This window comes from Shewanella sp. BF02_Schw, assembly GCF_014596695.2.
Lineage (GTDB): Bacteria > Pseudomonadota > Gammaproteobacteria > Enterobacterales > Shewanellaceae > Shewanella.
Genome location: NZ_JABKAW020000007.1, coordinates 117,346 through 132,416, shown reverse-complemented (window position 1 = coordinate 132,416; position 15,071 = coordinate 117,346). Strand labels below are relative to the sequence as shown.

Below are 15,071 nucleotides of genomic sequence, written 5' to 3'. Positions count from 1 at the left end.
AATAATAGTTCTATAATCAAAGCAGTTAAGTGACTAAATATCAACCTAATCTACTTTGATTAATGTTTAAACCGATAGAATTTCATTATAAATTTCAATTACACTGTCGATTTTTTGTTGCACACTTTGTATGGGTAATTTACCGGGCAACTGTTGTAATGTCAGTTCATGATTCTCGTCACGCAGCCAGCAATAGGTTTGGGTTAAATGTTGGGCTTGCATGATGGGTAATAACTCCAACTCCGCCAACACTTCAAAGATACGCACATTATCAGACCAAATGGTTAATTCCTGATATTGATGAGCATTCGCTAACACTAAGTACTGAGCGATAAACTCTATGTCTGCAATACCACCAGCACTCTGTTTTAGATCAAATTGCCCTGGTTCAACTTGCAACAAGTGCTCACGCATTTTTATGCGCATGTCTTTGACCGCTTTGGCTAATACCTCTTTATCACGCTCTATTTTCAATATTTTCGCACGTAAATCACTAAAACGACCGGCAAGCGAATAATCACCAAATACAAAACGAGATCGCACTAATGCTTGATGCTCCCAAGTCCACGCTTCTTGTTGTAAATAGGTACCAAAATGCTCAATCTCACTCACCAACAAACCAGAAGCACCTGACGGACGTAAGCGCATATCCACTTCATATAACTCACCAGACGTTGTCCGGGTAGCAAATAAATGCACAATACGTTGGGCAAGCTTGAGGTAGAAATGGCCGATATCAATAGGACGCTTACCATCAGTTGTGCCAGCACCTGTGTGGCCGTGTAGAAACACCAAATCTAAATCAGAACCATAACCCAGCTCAATCCCACCTAACTTACCGTAACCAATGACGGCAAAACCCATGTTACTTGGGCTGGTTCCTGCAGGTATGCCATGGCGAGATGCCACCTGATGCCAAGCTTGTAGTACAACTTGCTCGATAATGGCTTCAGCTAAAAAGGTTAAATGATCGCTAACCTGCATGACAGGTAATACCCCAGTAACATCTGCGGCCGCAATCTTAAGCTGCTGAGACAATTTAAACTGCCGCAACGCTTCCATTTGCTGTTCCATGTCATCTTCAGGTACACGTAATAAATACTGGCGTAATTCACTAGGATAATCATCAATCGAAGTAATGTCATACAGCTGCGACGGATCAATTAACTCATCGAGCAGCATTGGGAAATTCGCCAGTTCGCGGGCAATCCAAGGGCTTGCACAACACAAACTCACTAATTGCTGTCTAGCGCCTGGGTTTTCACATAAAAGCTCTAGATAGGTAGTACGGGTTAAAATTTTATCCAGCACTTTAGCTACTGGTTTAAACGCCTGGCTCGGTTTAGTTTGAGTCACTAACTCTTCAAGCAACTTAGGCATTAATTTGTCTAGCGTTTCACGTCCTCGAGGTCCGATAGAACGTTTCGACACCGTTTGATGCCACTCATTTAATAGTGGCCATAATTCGGCATCATCGATTTGTTGCTCTTGCAACAAGGCGTTAGCGTGTTCATCTTGCTGCACATTCCAAAATAAAGCAGTCCAATGATCATTGTGTTCATGGCTGTCAGTACCACCCACAGTGGCATTAAAATGGCCATGAATGGTAACCATTGCTTGATTAATTTTTTGACGAAGTTCGGCTTCATCGGCCATGTCTAGCGGATAACATAAACGTTGCCAATCGAGCTCATTATTAGGCAGGGTTTGCGTTTGCTTATCGTCAATGGCTTGCAACAAGTTTTCCACTCGACGCAATATAATATAACTGTGTTTAAGCTCATCAACCGCTAAGTATTCCAATTGCCCTAAGCTGTACAAGGTATCAATGGCGCCAAATAAACTTTGCTGACGCAATGCAGGCTCGCGGCCACCACGGATCAACTGAAAACTTTGCACCACGAATTCAACTTCGCGGATCCCGCCGGCGCCAAGCTTAATATTATCGGTTAACTGACGACGCCTAACTTCTTGGGCGATTAATTGCTTCATTTTACGCAGTGATTCAATCGCAGAAAAATCAATATAGCGGCGATAAACAAATGGTCGTAGTAGGTCATGCAACTCATCGCAATAGCCAGACCAAGGTCCAAGTACGCGCGCTTTGACCATGGCATAACGCTCCCAATCACGACCTTGCTCTTGGTAATAGTCTTCTAAACCGCTAAAACTGACCACCAAAGGACCACTTTCACCATAAGGTCGTAGACGCATGTCGACACGGAAAACGAATCCATCCACGGTGACTTGGTCGAGTAAATTCACCAAGCGTTGTCCCATGCGGATAAAAAATTGCTGATTTGCCTGAGTCCGTCGACCGCCAACGGTTTCACCATGTTCTGGAAAGGTAAAAATTAAGTCGATGTCTGATGAAAAGTTAAGTTCACGACCACCCAGTTTACCCATGCCTAAAATCAATAAGGGTTGTGGCTTACCTTCAGCACTTGTTGGTGTGCCGTATTGTTGACACATCTCTTGATATAACCAATCACGTCCAGCAATTACCAATGCCTCTGCTAATGCAGATAAATCGAGTAATGACTCTTCAACTGGGGTGTAATTTAAAAAATCACGCCACGCTAAGCGCACCATTTGCAGATTACGATAACGACGTAAGGCAGACTTAACTTGCTCTTCTTGAGTTAACTCAGCTAATAGCGAATGTAACTGCGCATCAAACTCACTGCGCACAACATCACTTAATAAGCCATCAAATAACTGCACAATCCATTCTGGATGACGACAAAGTTGCTCACCCATATAGTCACTTAAGCCAAATACGGCCTTTAACTCTTGCTGTTGCATGGCTGTCAGTGCTGTTTTAGCTTCTGGCCAAACGTCGCAGAGTCTTAACCAGTAACGATCTGCGCTGTCTAGCATCGCTGCAGATAATACCTTGTTACTTTGGTTTTGCATGGCAATAATGATCCCTAAAGAAAATGAACGTTGGACATATTATGTCGTGAATGGTATATCTATCAGCCAGTCAAATGATCAGATTAATATCATTGACACTAAGATTACTATAACCTGTGTCATATTGAATTAGCACATGAAAAATCTACATTTTGGAGAAAACATGGTAGGTCACCTCCCACGTGTACTCACATTGATAACGGTATTGTTTGTTGCCTTAACCCTTGGCGGTTGCGGTGACGATAGACCGGAACAAATTGCTAAGTACCAGCAACTGACCCAACAACGACTTGATCTGTTGGCCAGTTCGCTCGATAACAATCAGTTACGCAATGCGACGTTACTCAAACAATACACTCGAGTTCTCGCTCAGCGTCAATCCGACTTAACCCCATTACTAGAAGAATTGGCTAAAGATGCCAGCACTGAAGGGCCAATGTTTAAGTCATTAACGCGTCGTTACAAAGACTTAAACGACAGCGCTAATTTTATTGATTTAGACCAACAGTTAGCTGAAGCACAGAATATTTATCAAGCCGCTGACACCAGTTTGTATAACGATATGCTGTCTGATCCAGTCAATGTTGTTGCCGATATGTCTAAAGGGCAACTCGCTCGAGTTAATGCTATTAGCCGTGAGGCTGAAGCCCTAGCAAATGGCACCGAAGGCAGTGGTGCAGGCAGCCAACTTGTGGGTAATCCTGCATATGGTAGCTGGCAAAATAATTCAAGCGGCACCTCCATTTGGGCTTGGTATGGCATGTATGCGATGTTTTCTAACTTCTCCCGCCCAATAGGCTACGGTAGTTGGTCGGGTAACCGTGGTTACAGCTATTATAATGATGTGGGACGTTATCGTTACACTTCACCAAAACAAGCAACTTCGCAAACCAAAACCTTTGAACAAACCAAGAAACGTTTTAACAGCCAAGGGAAACGATTCGACAGCCCTTATGCAAAAGCTCGAACAGGCTCTACTAGCTTGTCACGTCAAAGTACCAGTGCACCCAAAGCTAATAGCACCACTCAGAGCGCGAGTAGAAAATTTCGTTCGAGCTACTCAAAAGACAGCAGTTTCCGTAACTCAAGCAGCCGCACTAGTCGCGGTGTTAGCCGTGGAAAATAGGTAAGGACTCACCATGACATTTTTTCAAGAATATGGCTTAACTCAACATTTGGCGATTATTTTAGCCATTGATTTAACCATCGCTATCATTTTGCTGACGCTAATGCGTTATTTGCAGGGGTGGAGCGTTAAAGTCAACAGCAGTGCAGAGTTAGCCGAGCGCGACAACTTTGCCTTTGGGATCAGTACCGCTGGTGCTGTGGCGGCTTTAGGTATTGTGCTAACTGGCGCTATCACAGGCGAAGCGGCTCCGTCTTATTTAACTGAAGCGATTGGCATGTCGGCATACGGCTTGTTTGGCTTAATACTGATTAAATTAGGCCGTTTTTTACATGATAAAATCGCCTTAAATGAATTTGCTAAAAACGATGAGATTCTTAAAGGTAATATTTCTGTTGCTGTGGTTGATGCTGCTGCAGCCATAGCCACTGCCATTATTATCCGCGCGGTATTAATGTGGGCTGAAGATATTACTCTAGATACCTTTATCGCTATTTTTAGTGCCTTTTTAATCTCACAACTGATGTTAGTCATACTCACCCGACTACGTGAAAAGCGTTATGCCAAACGTAATCAAGGCGCGTCAATGCAACAAGCGTTAACTCAGGGCCAAACGGCATTAGCACTTCGTCACAGCGGCTACATGATTGCCATGGCACTAAGCTTTAATGCGGCGAGTCATTTTATTGCTTATGACCCAACAGCCCATGTAAGCAACATTATTGGTTGGTGCGCATTCTCATTGATCATGCTGGTAGTATTATCGTTATTAATAACCATAGTGAAAAAAATGGTGTTAGCCGGTATCAATCTTGCTGAAGAAGTTGAGAAACAACAAAACATCGGTATTGCAGCCGTTGAAATGGCAATTAGTATTGCCGTTGCCCTTATTCTCACGGCGTTAATGGCTTAATCTATGACAACACCTTTGCTCGATGATCTTCCCGCTAACACTACACAGGGGGACTCGCAGCAAAGTTCCCCTCCATCCCGTCAAGTATCATGGTTTGATGATGCCTTATTACTCGGCATTATGGCCTCGTTGGCGGGATGCGGTCTTATTTATGAATACTTATTATCACACTATGCAGGTCGCATTCTCGGCGCATTAGAAGCCGCCATTTACACCATGATTGGTCTAATGATTGTGTCTATGGGTGTGGGCGCTTTTGCCGCACGTAAAATAAAATGCGCTTTTACTGGCTTTGCCATGCTTGAATTAACCGTAGCACTGTGTGGCTCTTTTGCCATTATCATTACCGCAGCGGTCATCGGATTCGGTCAACAACTGCCGTTAACCATCGCCAATACACTCGGCCTACCGCCAGATCATTTACCCAATGGTGGCTTTATTGCCAGTTTGCAAACTCTCAGTGCATATTTACCGTATGTTTGGGGTGTATTACTCGGGTTAATGATTGGCATGGAAATTCCACTTATTGCCCGCGTTCGACAATCATTGTCTGAAGCGCACTTACTGCATAATGCCGGCACCATATATGGTGCCGATTACATTGGCGCTGGAATAGGCGCCGCAATCTGGGTCGGTTTTATGCTGGCCATTGATATTCAATTAGCTGCCGCGCTTACAGCGAGCGTTAACCTATTCGCTGGACTGGTGTTTATTTGGCGTTTTTGGTCAAAAATAAATCATGTAAAATTGCTGCTTATCGGCCATATTATTGCCAGTGTGGTGATTGGCATATTAGCCGTTAAAGGCCCGAGCTGGGAACAGCATTTTAATAATCTTTTGTATAAAGATCATGTGGTTTATGCCAAAGCGACCCGCTTTCAGCAGCTCAATTTTACTGAGCGTTTGCGCGGTGATGGTTTACCTCCCGTTTATAATTTATACATCAATGGTCGGTTACAATTTTCAAGCAGCGACGAGCACATCTATCATAGCTTTTTGGTTCATCCAACATTGGCTGCCAGCGCACGGCACGATAACGTGCTCATTATTGGTGGTGGTGATGGCTTAGGACTAAAGCAAGTACTCAAATGGCAACCTAAAGCGGTTACCTTAATGGATTTAGATAAAGACTTACTGGCACTGTTTAAATCGCCACCAGCAGATATGCCACAACGCTTACAGGATGCATTACTGGCGTTAAACGGCGATGCGTTAAACGATCCACGCTTAACATTAATGGTCGACGATGCATTTAACGGGGTTGATAAGCTAATTCAAAATGGCAAAATGTTTGATGCCATTATTGTTGACTTACCCGACCCAAGTCATCCTGATTTAAACAAACTGTATTCAGACTTATTTTATCGTAAGCTTAATGAATTACTTAGCGCCGATGGCGTAATAACGGTGCAATCAACCTCACCTTATCATGCGCCAAAAGCGTTTATATCGGTTGGTAAAACACTGACTGCTGCAGGGTTTAATGTAAAACAGTATCACCATAATGTCCCTAGCTTTGGTGAATGGGGTTGGAGCATTGGCAGTAAAATGGGTAAAAACCCACAACAACGTCTTGCTGCACTAACAGATATACCGGTACCAGAAGAATGGCTAACCCCAGGACTTATTCACGCTTCATTTGAATTCCCAAAGAATTTCTATGCCGATATAGACAACATCAAAGTAAACGAAATTGGTTCATTACAGCTGTATTACTACCACTTAGCGGCTTGGTCAGAAAATGAAGTAATTAATCTTTTTTAATTGGATCAGATAGCGCTTGACATATTATGTCTAGATGCTATCTTTACTCACAGACATAATATGTCAATTAAGGACGAATATGAACATCCATACCATTGCAGGTCACCTAAACGGACTATGCGATCACAGCAAAACCGGTTTTCAGTTTGATTGTTATCCGATTGACGGTGATGTTGAAGTGTTACAAGTCAATATTGTCGGCCGAGAAGAAATTCCGGTGTTTGTATCAGTAACTGACAACCAAATATTGTGTATCAGTTACTTGTGGGGCGAAAACGAAGTAAACCAAGCTCGCCGCGCTGAAATGTTCGAGACCATGTTAGAGCTCAACATTCCAATGCCATTATCATCGTTTGCTAAAATTGATGATAAATATGTGGTTTACGGGGCATTATCTGTGCAATCAAGCATGGAAGAAATTGAACAAGAATTAGCAGTACTGTCAGACAACTGTCTGGAAGTCATCGACGAACTCGTCGAATTTTTAATCTAAGGAGCCAATTATGGGCATTCTAAACAAGATTCTTACAGCGTTTCGTGGTGGTGCAACTGAAGTTGGCCAAAATATCGTTGACTCAAACTCAACCCGAATTTTTGAACAAGAGATTCGTGATGCAGAAAAGCATTTAACTCGCGCTAAACGTGAATTAACTGATGTTATGGCTAAAGAAATGCAAGCCAGTCGTGAAATTGATCGCCTAAAGCGTAGTATTGTTGAGCACGAAGGTTATGTCACCCAAGCGCTAGACAAAGGCAACGAAGCTTTGGCAATTGAAATAGCTGAAAAGATTGCTCAGCTAGACGAAGAATTAGCTGAACAACAAACAGCCAATGATAGCTTTAGCTCACATGCAGTGCGTTTAAAAGATTTAGTGAAGAAGACTGAGCGTCAGTTAAATGATTATCAACGTCAACTTACTATGGTTAAAACCACTGAAAGCGTGCAAAAAGCCACTGCAACTATCACTGACTCATTTGCGTCAAGTAATTCAAAACTGCTTAACGCTAAAGATTCACTAGAGCGCATCAAAGCACGTCAACAACAGTTCGATGACCGCTTAAAAGCGTCAGAAACATTAGCTGAAGAGAATAGCGATAAGTCATTACATGCCAAGCTAGCTGAAGCAGGTATTGGTGAGCAAAAGTCGAATGCTAATGCTGTGCTAGATCGCATTAAAGCACGTAAAGGTTAAGCTATTATGGGATTTCTTAGTGGCCTATTCGGCAAAAAAGAAGCCCCGAAGCGTAAGCTTGACCATCCAAATAAACTGCTCAAGGGTGATATGATCACCTTTGATGACAGTTTTGCTTTGCCTACGCAATTGCGCGGGCAACAGCTTAAGGTTGAAGCTATTCATACTTATGAATACCAACGCTCGCAGCTTTGTGAATTCTTATTACGTGGCCATAGCGGCACCGCAATCTATTTATCCTACGTGCAAGAAGACGAATCTTACTTAAGTATTTCAATCAAAATCAACCGCGCTGTGGTTGAACAATTATTTGAACTTGACGCATTTGCTGAAATATTTGAAGAACCAGGCAAAGCAACGCTGACATTGCAGGCACTTCCTGCCGAGTTAGCCGCTGAGTTCGATAAATGGCTCAGTGATGAATATCATCAAGTTGAATTTGCCGGTTTTGGTTACTTCCATCGTCAAGATTATCGCGACCTAAAGCCTCCTCAAAATGACGATGATGCTCGCGGTGAAGGTTTTGAAGGTTACAGTTTGGCTAATGCTGATGACTCTCACGCGGTTGATATTGAAGTTTACGAAAGTGGAGACACTGAAGTGATGTTGACTTTATATCGCCCACTGACCGATATTAGAGAGTATTGGCCAGCAAGCTGATACAGGTAGGAGACGATTTTCTAATGAGTTCAGGCAAACCGTTACCAGAGAAATGGCTTAAAAACCAACAAGCTGCAAAAGCAACCCAAGTGGCTTTTGATCTGGATGAGAAGTTTCAATACTCAATCCGAAAAGAAGCCTTAGATAAAGGCGTCAGTCCTTCAGACCAAATCAGGACCATACTTGGACTCTCTGTATCCAAACGTCCAAAGCGTCCTCGTTTAACTGTGTCATTAAATGCTGAAGATTATGTGATTTTAGCGCAAAAATACGGCTTAGAATCTGAGTCGCAGCTGGAAATCAAAAAGCGCGTATTAGATGATTTGGTTCACTTCGTTGATACTAAATCGTCAAAATAAACACCGTTATCAGCACAGTACATTAACTAAAAACAACGCACCAGACACTTGTCTTGTGCGTTTTTTGTTATGATAAACTCAACATCTTAACAAAGCCTCACGGCGAACGAATGCAAACGGACTTATTATATGCTCGAATCTAAACGTTGGTCGGTCAAAAATGTCGATGGCCCAAGTCCATTCGAACTCGCAATGATGGTGTTATCACTGATCTCTGTGGTGATAGTACTCACGATTACCTTTGGTAAGTTAGACGCTGAAACCAACAAAGTACTGCTGTATATAGACACTACAATCTGCATGATTTTTATGACCAAGTTTTTCCATGGTTTGTTCAAAGCACGTAATAAAGCCTTTTACTTTAGGCACCATTGGATAGACTTTGTTGCCAGCATTCCAGCCATTGAAGCACTGCGTATCGCACGTATATTCCAAATATTAAGAGTTATTCGTTTAATCCGCATGAGCCGGTCATTATTAATCCCATTATTGCGTCAGCGAAAACAATCTACATTGGCCAGTTTACTGGTGGCGATGGTATTAATTTTAGCCACTGCATCTGTACTTATTTTACTAGTAGAAAGCACTGAACCTAACGCCAATATACAAACTGCAGAGCAAGCTATTTGGTGGGCATTAGTGACCATATCAACCGTCGGTTACGGTGACTTCTATCCCGTCAGTACGGTAGGCCATATCATCGGTGGATTAGTGATCATTAGTGGTGTCAGCTTTTTCGGAGTGATATCCGGTTATATGGCATCTGTTTTCGTCGCACCAGATGAGCAAGAACGTAACGAAGCGCAAGAGGCTCAAGCAGCGCATAAAGCAGAAATCAATACCAAGCTAGAACAAGCGCTAGAGCGCATGGAGCACAATCAGCAGCAAATGATCGAAGAAATTGCCACCTTACGTAATCAACTCGGACAAGGTAAATAGCTTCTGCTCTGCAATATCGTCAGCAGGAAAAAAGATTGCTTAAAAATGTTTATTATCTTGCGCGAGACAAAAAAAATAAGCCCAAAGTAATCTCTTACTTTGGGCTTATTGTTGGCAACGACATAATGGCTAAGCTAACGCGTTACTCTCCCACCAACTTCTGCCACCAAGATAATGACTCGCCACAATTGGCAACCGGATGATAGCTAGCGTCTAATGCAGGTAGACCGATAATATTGTCACAATTACCTTTCTTAGCCACACCCGTTGTACGATCAAAATAACCATTAATAACCCCATTAACGGGCATCATTCGTAAACTAAGCGGTGGACGTTCATGTAAAAAGGCCTGATACACGGCCATTGCGCCACTACTACCATACAAGCCCGTTTTACTGTTATCGTCTTGGCCGACCCAAATAGCCGCTACGTTACGTTCATCAAATCCAGCAAACCACGAGTCACGACTATCATTACTGGTGCCGGTTTTACCCGCTAAACGAACCCCAGGAAATGCAGCGCCTAAACGCTTAGCCGTACCATTTCGCACTACCTGGTTCATTGCATATTGAACTAAGTAATCGGTTGCCGGATCAATCGCCATCGACGATGGAACACGAGTGACTTCCAACGCTTGGTTTTGACTGTCTAATACCGCTGTAATCGATGATAACTTACGATAGCGACCTTCATCAGCAATGGTTTGATAAACTTGAGCCACCATTAATGGTGAGCCATTCACCGCACCCAACAACATCGATGGATAAGGGGATATATCATCCTCCCAACCCGATTTTTGCAATGTAGCAGCAACCTTTTCAACACCAACAGCCAAACCAACGTTAACCGTTGGAACGTTCATTGAATCTTTAAATGCGTTTAATAAAGGCACTTGACCACTGAACTTTTTATCGACGTTTTTAGGTGACCACGTTTTACCTTGCTCATTTTTAAGGGTGATGGGTTTGTCTTCTACGGGAGTGGCTAAAGTAAATTTATCTGCTTGGCGTAATGCACTGGCATACACGAATGGTTTTATTAACGACCCAATTGGACGTCTAATTTCAACCGCGCGATTAAACCCTTCATAACTCGGTTGTTTATCACCCACCATTGCTGCTATGCCGCCAGTATATTTGTCGGTGACAACCATGCCGACTTGAACGTTTTTAGCCCGTTTATCCAGTGATGCCATGGTAGACAACACGGCTTTTTCTGCGGCTTCTTGGGCCATAGGATCGAGCGTGGTATACACTTTTACGCCCGACTGCTTCAGTAACGAATCACCATAACGGTCGCGTAACTCTTGTTTAACCACAGCAAAAAACGCTGGTAACTTCTGATGTACCGATTTTTTAGCACTGCGTAGACCGATTGGCGACTCTGCTGCAGCTTTATATTGGGCAACGGTTAATTTATCGTTTTCCATAAGCAAACGTAACACTAAATCACGGCGCTCTTGGGCTCGTTCAGGGTAACGCCACGGGTTGTAATAAGAAGGTCCTTTAATGACCGCAACTAAAAATGCTTGCTGCGACACGGTTAATTCACCAATGGGGCGACCAAAATAGAATTGTGAGGCTAATCCCATACCATGCACACCACGGGCCTTGTCTTGGCCCATGTACACTTCATTGAGATAAGCTTCTAAAATTTCATCTTTGCTATAACGAAAATCGATAATCAATGCCATTATGGCTTCACGCACTTTACGCACAATTGAGCGTTCGCTGCTTAAAAAGAAGTTTTTGGCTAACTGCTGAGTTAAGGTTGAACCCCCTTGCACCGTACGACCGGCAGTAATATTGACCACCGCAGCGCGTGCAATCGCCAATGGGTTTACCCCAAAGTGATCATAAAAACTGCGGTCCTCAACCAAAATAAGCGCATCGATAATCATTGAAGGCATCTCTGGCGTTCGCACAAATAAACGGTCTTCGCCATCGCCGGCAATAATACGGTCAAGTAATACCGGTTCTAAATGAAATACCGCTAATTCACGTTTGTCAGACATCCGCTTAACTGAGCTAACGCCTTCAGAGTCAAAGCTTATCATCACTCGCTGCTCGGCTTGGTTGCCTTCGGGATGCAAAAACGGCCGACGCCATAATTCGATACGAGTACTTGAAGCAGAAAACTCGCCAACTTGCCGCGGATTGGACACTTTACGGTAACCCAACAAATTAAGCTCAGCCATTAATTGCGGATGGTTTATCGCAGCACCTGGGTACAATGCCATTGAACGACTAAAAACTTGGGCCGGTAAATGCCACTTTTGGCCTTCAAATTTCTGCGCAATAATTTGATCTAAATAAATAGCGTAAAAGCTCACAACAGCAATACCAACGATTGATAATTTCCATGTGAGCGACCACAGTTTTTGCCACCAAGATGAGCCACTTTTTTTTGTGTTGGCTGAAGACTTTTTGGGTTTTTTACTCATAAATAATGGTTTCGTTTTCCATATAACGCTGAAATAATTGCATGTTATTAATAAGCTAGATGACTTATTTACACGCCTGGAGTTTTCTTTTTAGTAAATTTTGTTGCCACTGTATTCACTGGGTCATCAGGCCATAAATGCCTAGGATAACGACCACGCATTTCTTTTTTTACATCAATATATGGGCCTTGCCAGAAGCTGGCTAAATCTGCCGTGGCGGCTAATGGTCGTTGTGCTGGCGACAACAACTCCATAGTAACCGTCATTTTGCCGTGCAATATTGTCGGGCTTTGCGCCATCCCTAATGCTTCTTGTAAACGTACACTAAGCAACGCACGGCCTTGTTGGTCATTGTTATGATAAAAATGTCCGTCAGTATCAAGCGGCATCTGGTAACGGATGGGGGCACGAGTGCCAGTTGCCATCGGCCAATGTGTTGGCACCAGTTGCTCTAATAGCTGCTGCTGTTGCCAATTGAGTAAATTTTTCACCAATCCATACGCGGCTACTTTAGCCAATGCGGCCAATGAACGAATGTTATCCAAATGTGGCCCAAGCCAATCTTCTAACGTCGCCAGTAAGTACTCATCGCTTAAACAAGGCCAATCATGCTCTGGCGCAAAGTATCGAGCTAATTCAACCCGATATTGTAACTGGATTAACAGCTCGTCACGATTAAGGATTGTTAACCCTTTTATACGGATCTGTTCTAATAATGCTGCGGTAATTTGTGCCCGTTCAGGCGTAATACCGGTGTCGATTTTAATGATAACCTCACCGATTTTGGTATGTTTTTCAGCAAAAAAACGCCCTTTTGCTTCATCCCAACCACCGTGAACATGAGTAGTTACTAACGAGGCAAGTTCGGCAGTAAACAAGCGTTCATCTAACCTTGCTGCAAGGTAAATTTGGCCAGCATTACGACCTTGAGTCTCTTGAAAGTCAGCAACCACTAACCAAGGTTCATGAGCCAAACTGTCTTCGGCATTGATCACCACACCCGTACCATTACTTAATAAAAAGCCTTCATGGCCTCGAGCTTTGGCAATACGATCAGGGTAAGCAAGTGCTAACAAATAGCTTATATCACGAGTCGATGCATTACGTATTGCCTCATTGACCTGACCCGATATCGCCAAAGATTGTTGCCATTGCCTAACTTGCTGTTTAATTTGCCCCTGCAAAGCCTCGGTCAAATAATGATGAATATCAGCGCCTTTTTTCGGTAGTACACGGGCTTCAATAATGCCTGCTAATACGCAAGCCAGCAGGCAAAGTTGCGGCTGATTGTCGTGCAAGGCAAGTTGCTTAGCTTTGAGCAGCATATGCGCTAAGCGCGGATGACAACCTAATGCATAAGCCTCTCGGCCAAGTGACGTTAATTTACGTTGTGGGTCAATTAATTCAAGTTGAATAAGTAATCGCCATGCGACTTGTTCATGGATCGGCGGCGGTGGTGTGAGCAATGATAATTCAGCAAATGATTTAGCGCCCCAACAGGCACAATCAAGTGCCATAGAAGTCAGTTCTGCTTGCGTGATTTCTGGCTCATCGACTTTGCGCATGCGCCCTTGTTCTTCTTGGCTCCATAACCGCACGCAATAACCCGCAGCTAAGCGCCCTGCTCGGCCACTACGTTGAATAGCCGATGCCTGGCTAATGCGCTTAAGCCCTAAGCGTGTCACGCCGGTTTTAGGGTTAAAACTCGCTTCACGTCGATAACCGCTGTCTATAACAAGGGTGATGCCTTCAATCGTTAAACTCGATTCAGCCACATTAGTCGCGAGAACGATTTTACGTTTACCCGGTTCTGCTGCACGAATGGCTTGATCTTGCTCCGCTGACGACAAGTCGCCATACATAGGACAAATAAGCCATGATGCATCTAAACGCTCACGCAATAATCCAGCTAATTTACGAATTTCACCTTTACCGGGTAAAAACGCCAAAACGCTGCCCTGTTGATATTGCGCTAGATTGGGATCTGAAATGGTATCGATAACCACGCGGGACATGTGTGTTAGCCACAACTGTTGCCCAGGGCAAGGCTGATAAGCAATCTCAACCTCAAAACTGCGACCATCACTGTGTATTTGCGCAGCATCGGGCATTAACGTGTCTAGCGGTAAGCCAGACAAGGTGGCAGACATAGCAATAATGTGTAAATCGTCACGTAATGATTGCTGCACTTCCAGTGCTAAAGCCAAGCCTAAATCAGTCGTAAGATGACGCTCATGTATTTCATCGAAAATAATCACATCAATCCCACTAAGCTCTGGGTCTTGTTGGATCATGCGGGTCAGAATACCTTCGGTGACAATTTCTAATCGAGTATCTGCGCTGACTTTTGATTCGCCACGGACACGATAACCCACTTGCTGGCCAACATTTTGGCCCAATTGTTGGGCAATAAACTTAGCGACATTGCGGGCCGCAACTCGACGGGGTTCTAACATCAGAATTTTGCCATGAATTTCAGGCCAGGCTAACATCGCTAATGGTAATGCTGTGGATTTACCTGCACCGGTTGGCGCTTCGATAATAATGTGTGAATGGGCCGAAAACTGCACACGCAACGAGTCGAGTACCGCGTGAATCGGCAATGTCGTGGGCATCAATGATGGGTGCTGCTGCAATACTTGTTTTGAGGTCAACGCGATTAACTTTTACGGCTATTTTCTACGGTTCATTTTACCCACATTGTATCAAGGTGTCATTAATTGCCTATTTAAAAGCCTATTTGGCTACCTTTTTAACA

At 43.6% G+C, this 15,071-nt stretch carries 11 protein-coding genes; 8 read left to right on the top strand and 3 right to left on the bottom strand.

Going from position 1 to position 15,071, the window contains the following annotated elements; genetic code table 11:
• Positions 1 to 66: 66 nt before the first annotated feature.
• Positions 67 to 2,916, bottom strand: coding sequence for a bifunctional [glutamate--ammonia ligase]-adenylyl-L-tyrosine phosphorylase/[glutamate--ammonia-ligase] adenylyltransferase (gene glnE, locus HNW13_RS20520; protein WP_194956035.1), 2,850 nt, complete (start codon positions 2,914 to 2,916; stop codon positions 67 to 69).
• Positions 2,917 to 3,079: 163 nt separating this feature from the next.
• Between glnE and HNW13_RS20515 the strand changes: the two genes are divergently transcribed.
• The 8 genes from HNW13_RS20515 (at position 3,080) to HNW13_RS20480 (ending at position 9,870) form a co-directional block, all read left to right on the top strand.
• Positions 3,080 to 4,042: a hypothetical protein gene (locus HNW13_RS20515; protein ID WP_101085280.1), complete on the top strand. Its 963-nt coding sequence runs from the start codon at positions 3,080 to 3,082 to the stop codon at positions 4,040 to 4,042.
• A 13-nt stretch (positions 4,043 to 4,055) separates the two neighbouring features.
• Positions 4,056 to 4,955: a DUF350 domain-containing protein gene (locus HNW13_RS20510; protein ID WP_101085279.1), complete on the top strand. Its 900-nt coding sequence runs from the start codon at positions 4,056 to 4,058 to the stop codon at positions 4,953 to 4,955.
• A gap of 3 nt (positions 4,956 to 4,958) precedes the next feature.
• Positions 4,959 to 6,719, top strand: a complete 1,761-nt coding sequence (locus HNW13_RS20505; RefSeq protein WP_243756355.1) for a polyamine aminopropyltransferase — start codon at positions 4,959 to 4,961, stop codon at positions 6,717 to 6,719.
• A 79-nt stretch (positions 6,720 to 6,798) separates the two neighbouring features.
• Positions 6,799 to 7,212, top strand: a complete 414-nt coding sequence (locus tag HNW13_RS20500) for a DUF2170 family protein (protein ID WP_101085277.1) — start codon at positions 6,799 to 6,801, stop codon at positions 7,210 to 7,212.
• 10 nt (positions 7,213 to 7,222) lie between these two features.
• Positions 7,223 to 7,912, top strand: a complete 690-nt coding sequence (locus HNW13_RS20495; protein ID WP_192114218.1) for a PspA/IM30 family protein — start codon at positions 7,223 to 7,225, stop codon at positions 7,910 to 7,912.
• A 6-nt stretch (positions 7,913 to 7,918) separates the two neighbouring features.
• Positions 7,919 to 8,572: a hypothetical protein gene (locus HNW13_RS20490; RefSeq protein WP_162023855.1), complete on the top strand. Its 654-nt coding sequence runs from the start codon at positions 7,919 to 7,921 to the stop codon at positions 8,570 to 8,572.
• 23 nt (positions 8,573 to 8,595) lie between these two features.
• Positions 8,596 to 8,931 (top strand): hypothetical protein, encoded by a 336-nt coding sequence (locus HNW13_RS20485; RefSeq protein ID WP_101085274.1) that lies wholly within the window; start codon positions 8,596 to 8,598, stop codon positions 8,929 to 8,931.
• Positions 8,932 to 9,060: 129 nt separating this feature from the next.
• On the top strand, positions 9,061 to 9,870 hold the full coding sequence (locus tag HNW13_RS20480) for an ion transporter (RefSeq protein ID WP_162023856.1): 810 nt from the start codon (positions 9,061 to 9,063) through the stop codon (positions 9,868 to 9,870).
• A 142-nt stretch (positions 9,871 to 10,012) separates the two neighbouring features.
• Here HNW13_RS20480 and mrcB read toward each other — a convergent pair whose 3' ends face one another.
• The gene (gene mrcB / locus HNW13_RS20475) at positions 10,013 to 12,313 is read right to left on the bottom strand and encodes a penicillin-binding protein 1B (protein ID WP_192114217.1); all 2,301 of its coding nucleotides are present in this window, start codon (positions 12,311 to 12,313) and stop codon (positions 10,013 to 10,015) included.
• Positions 12,314 to 12,381: 68 nt separating this feature from the next.
• Positions 12,382 to 14,928 (bottom strand): ATP-dependent helicase HrpB, encoded by a 2,547-nt coding sequence (gene hrpB / locus HNW13_RS20470; protein ID WP_192114242.1) that lies wholly within the window; start codon positions 14,926 to 14,928, stop codon positions 12,382 to 12,384.
• Positions 14,929 to 15,071 lie beyond the last annotated feature (143 nt).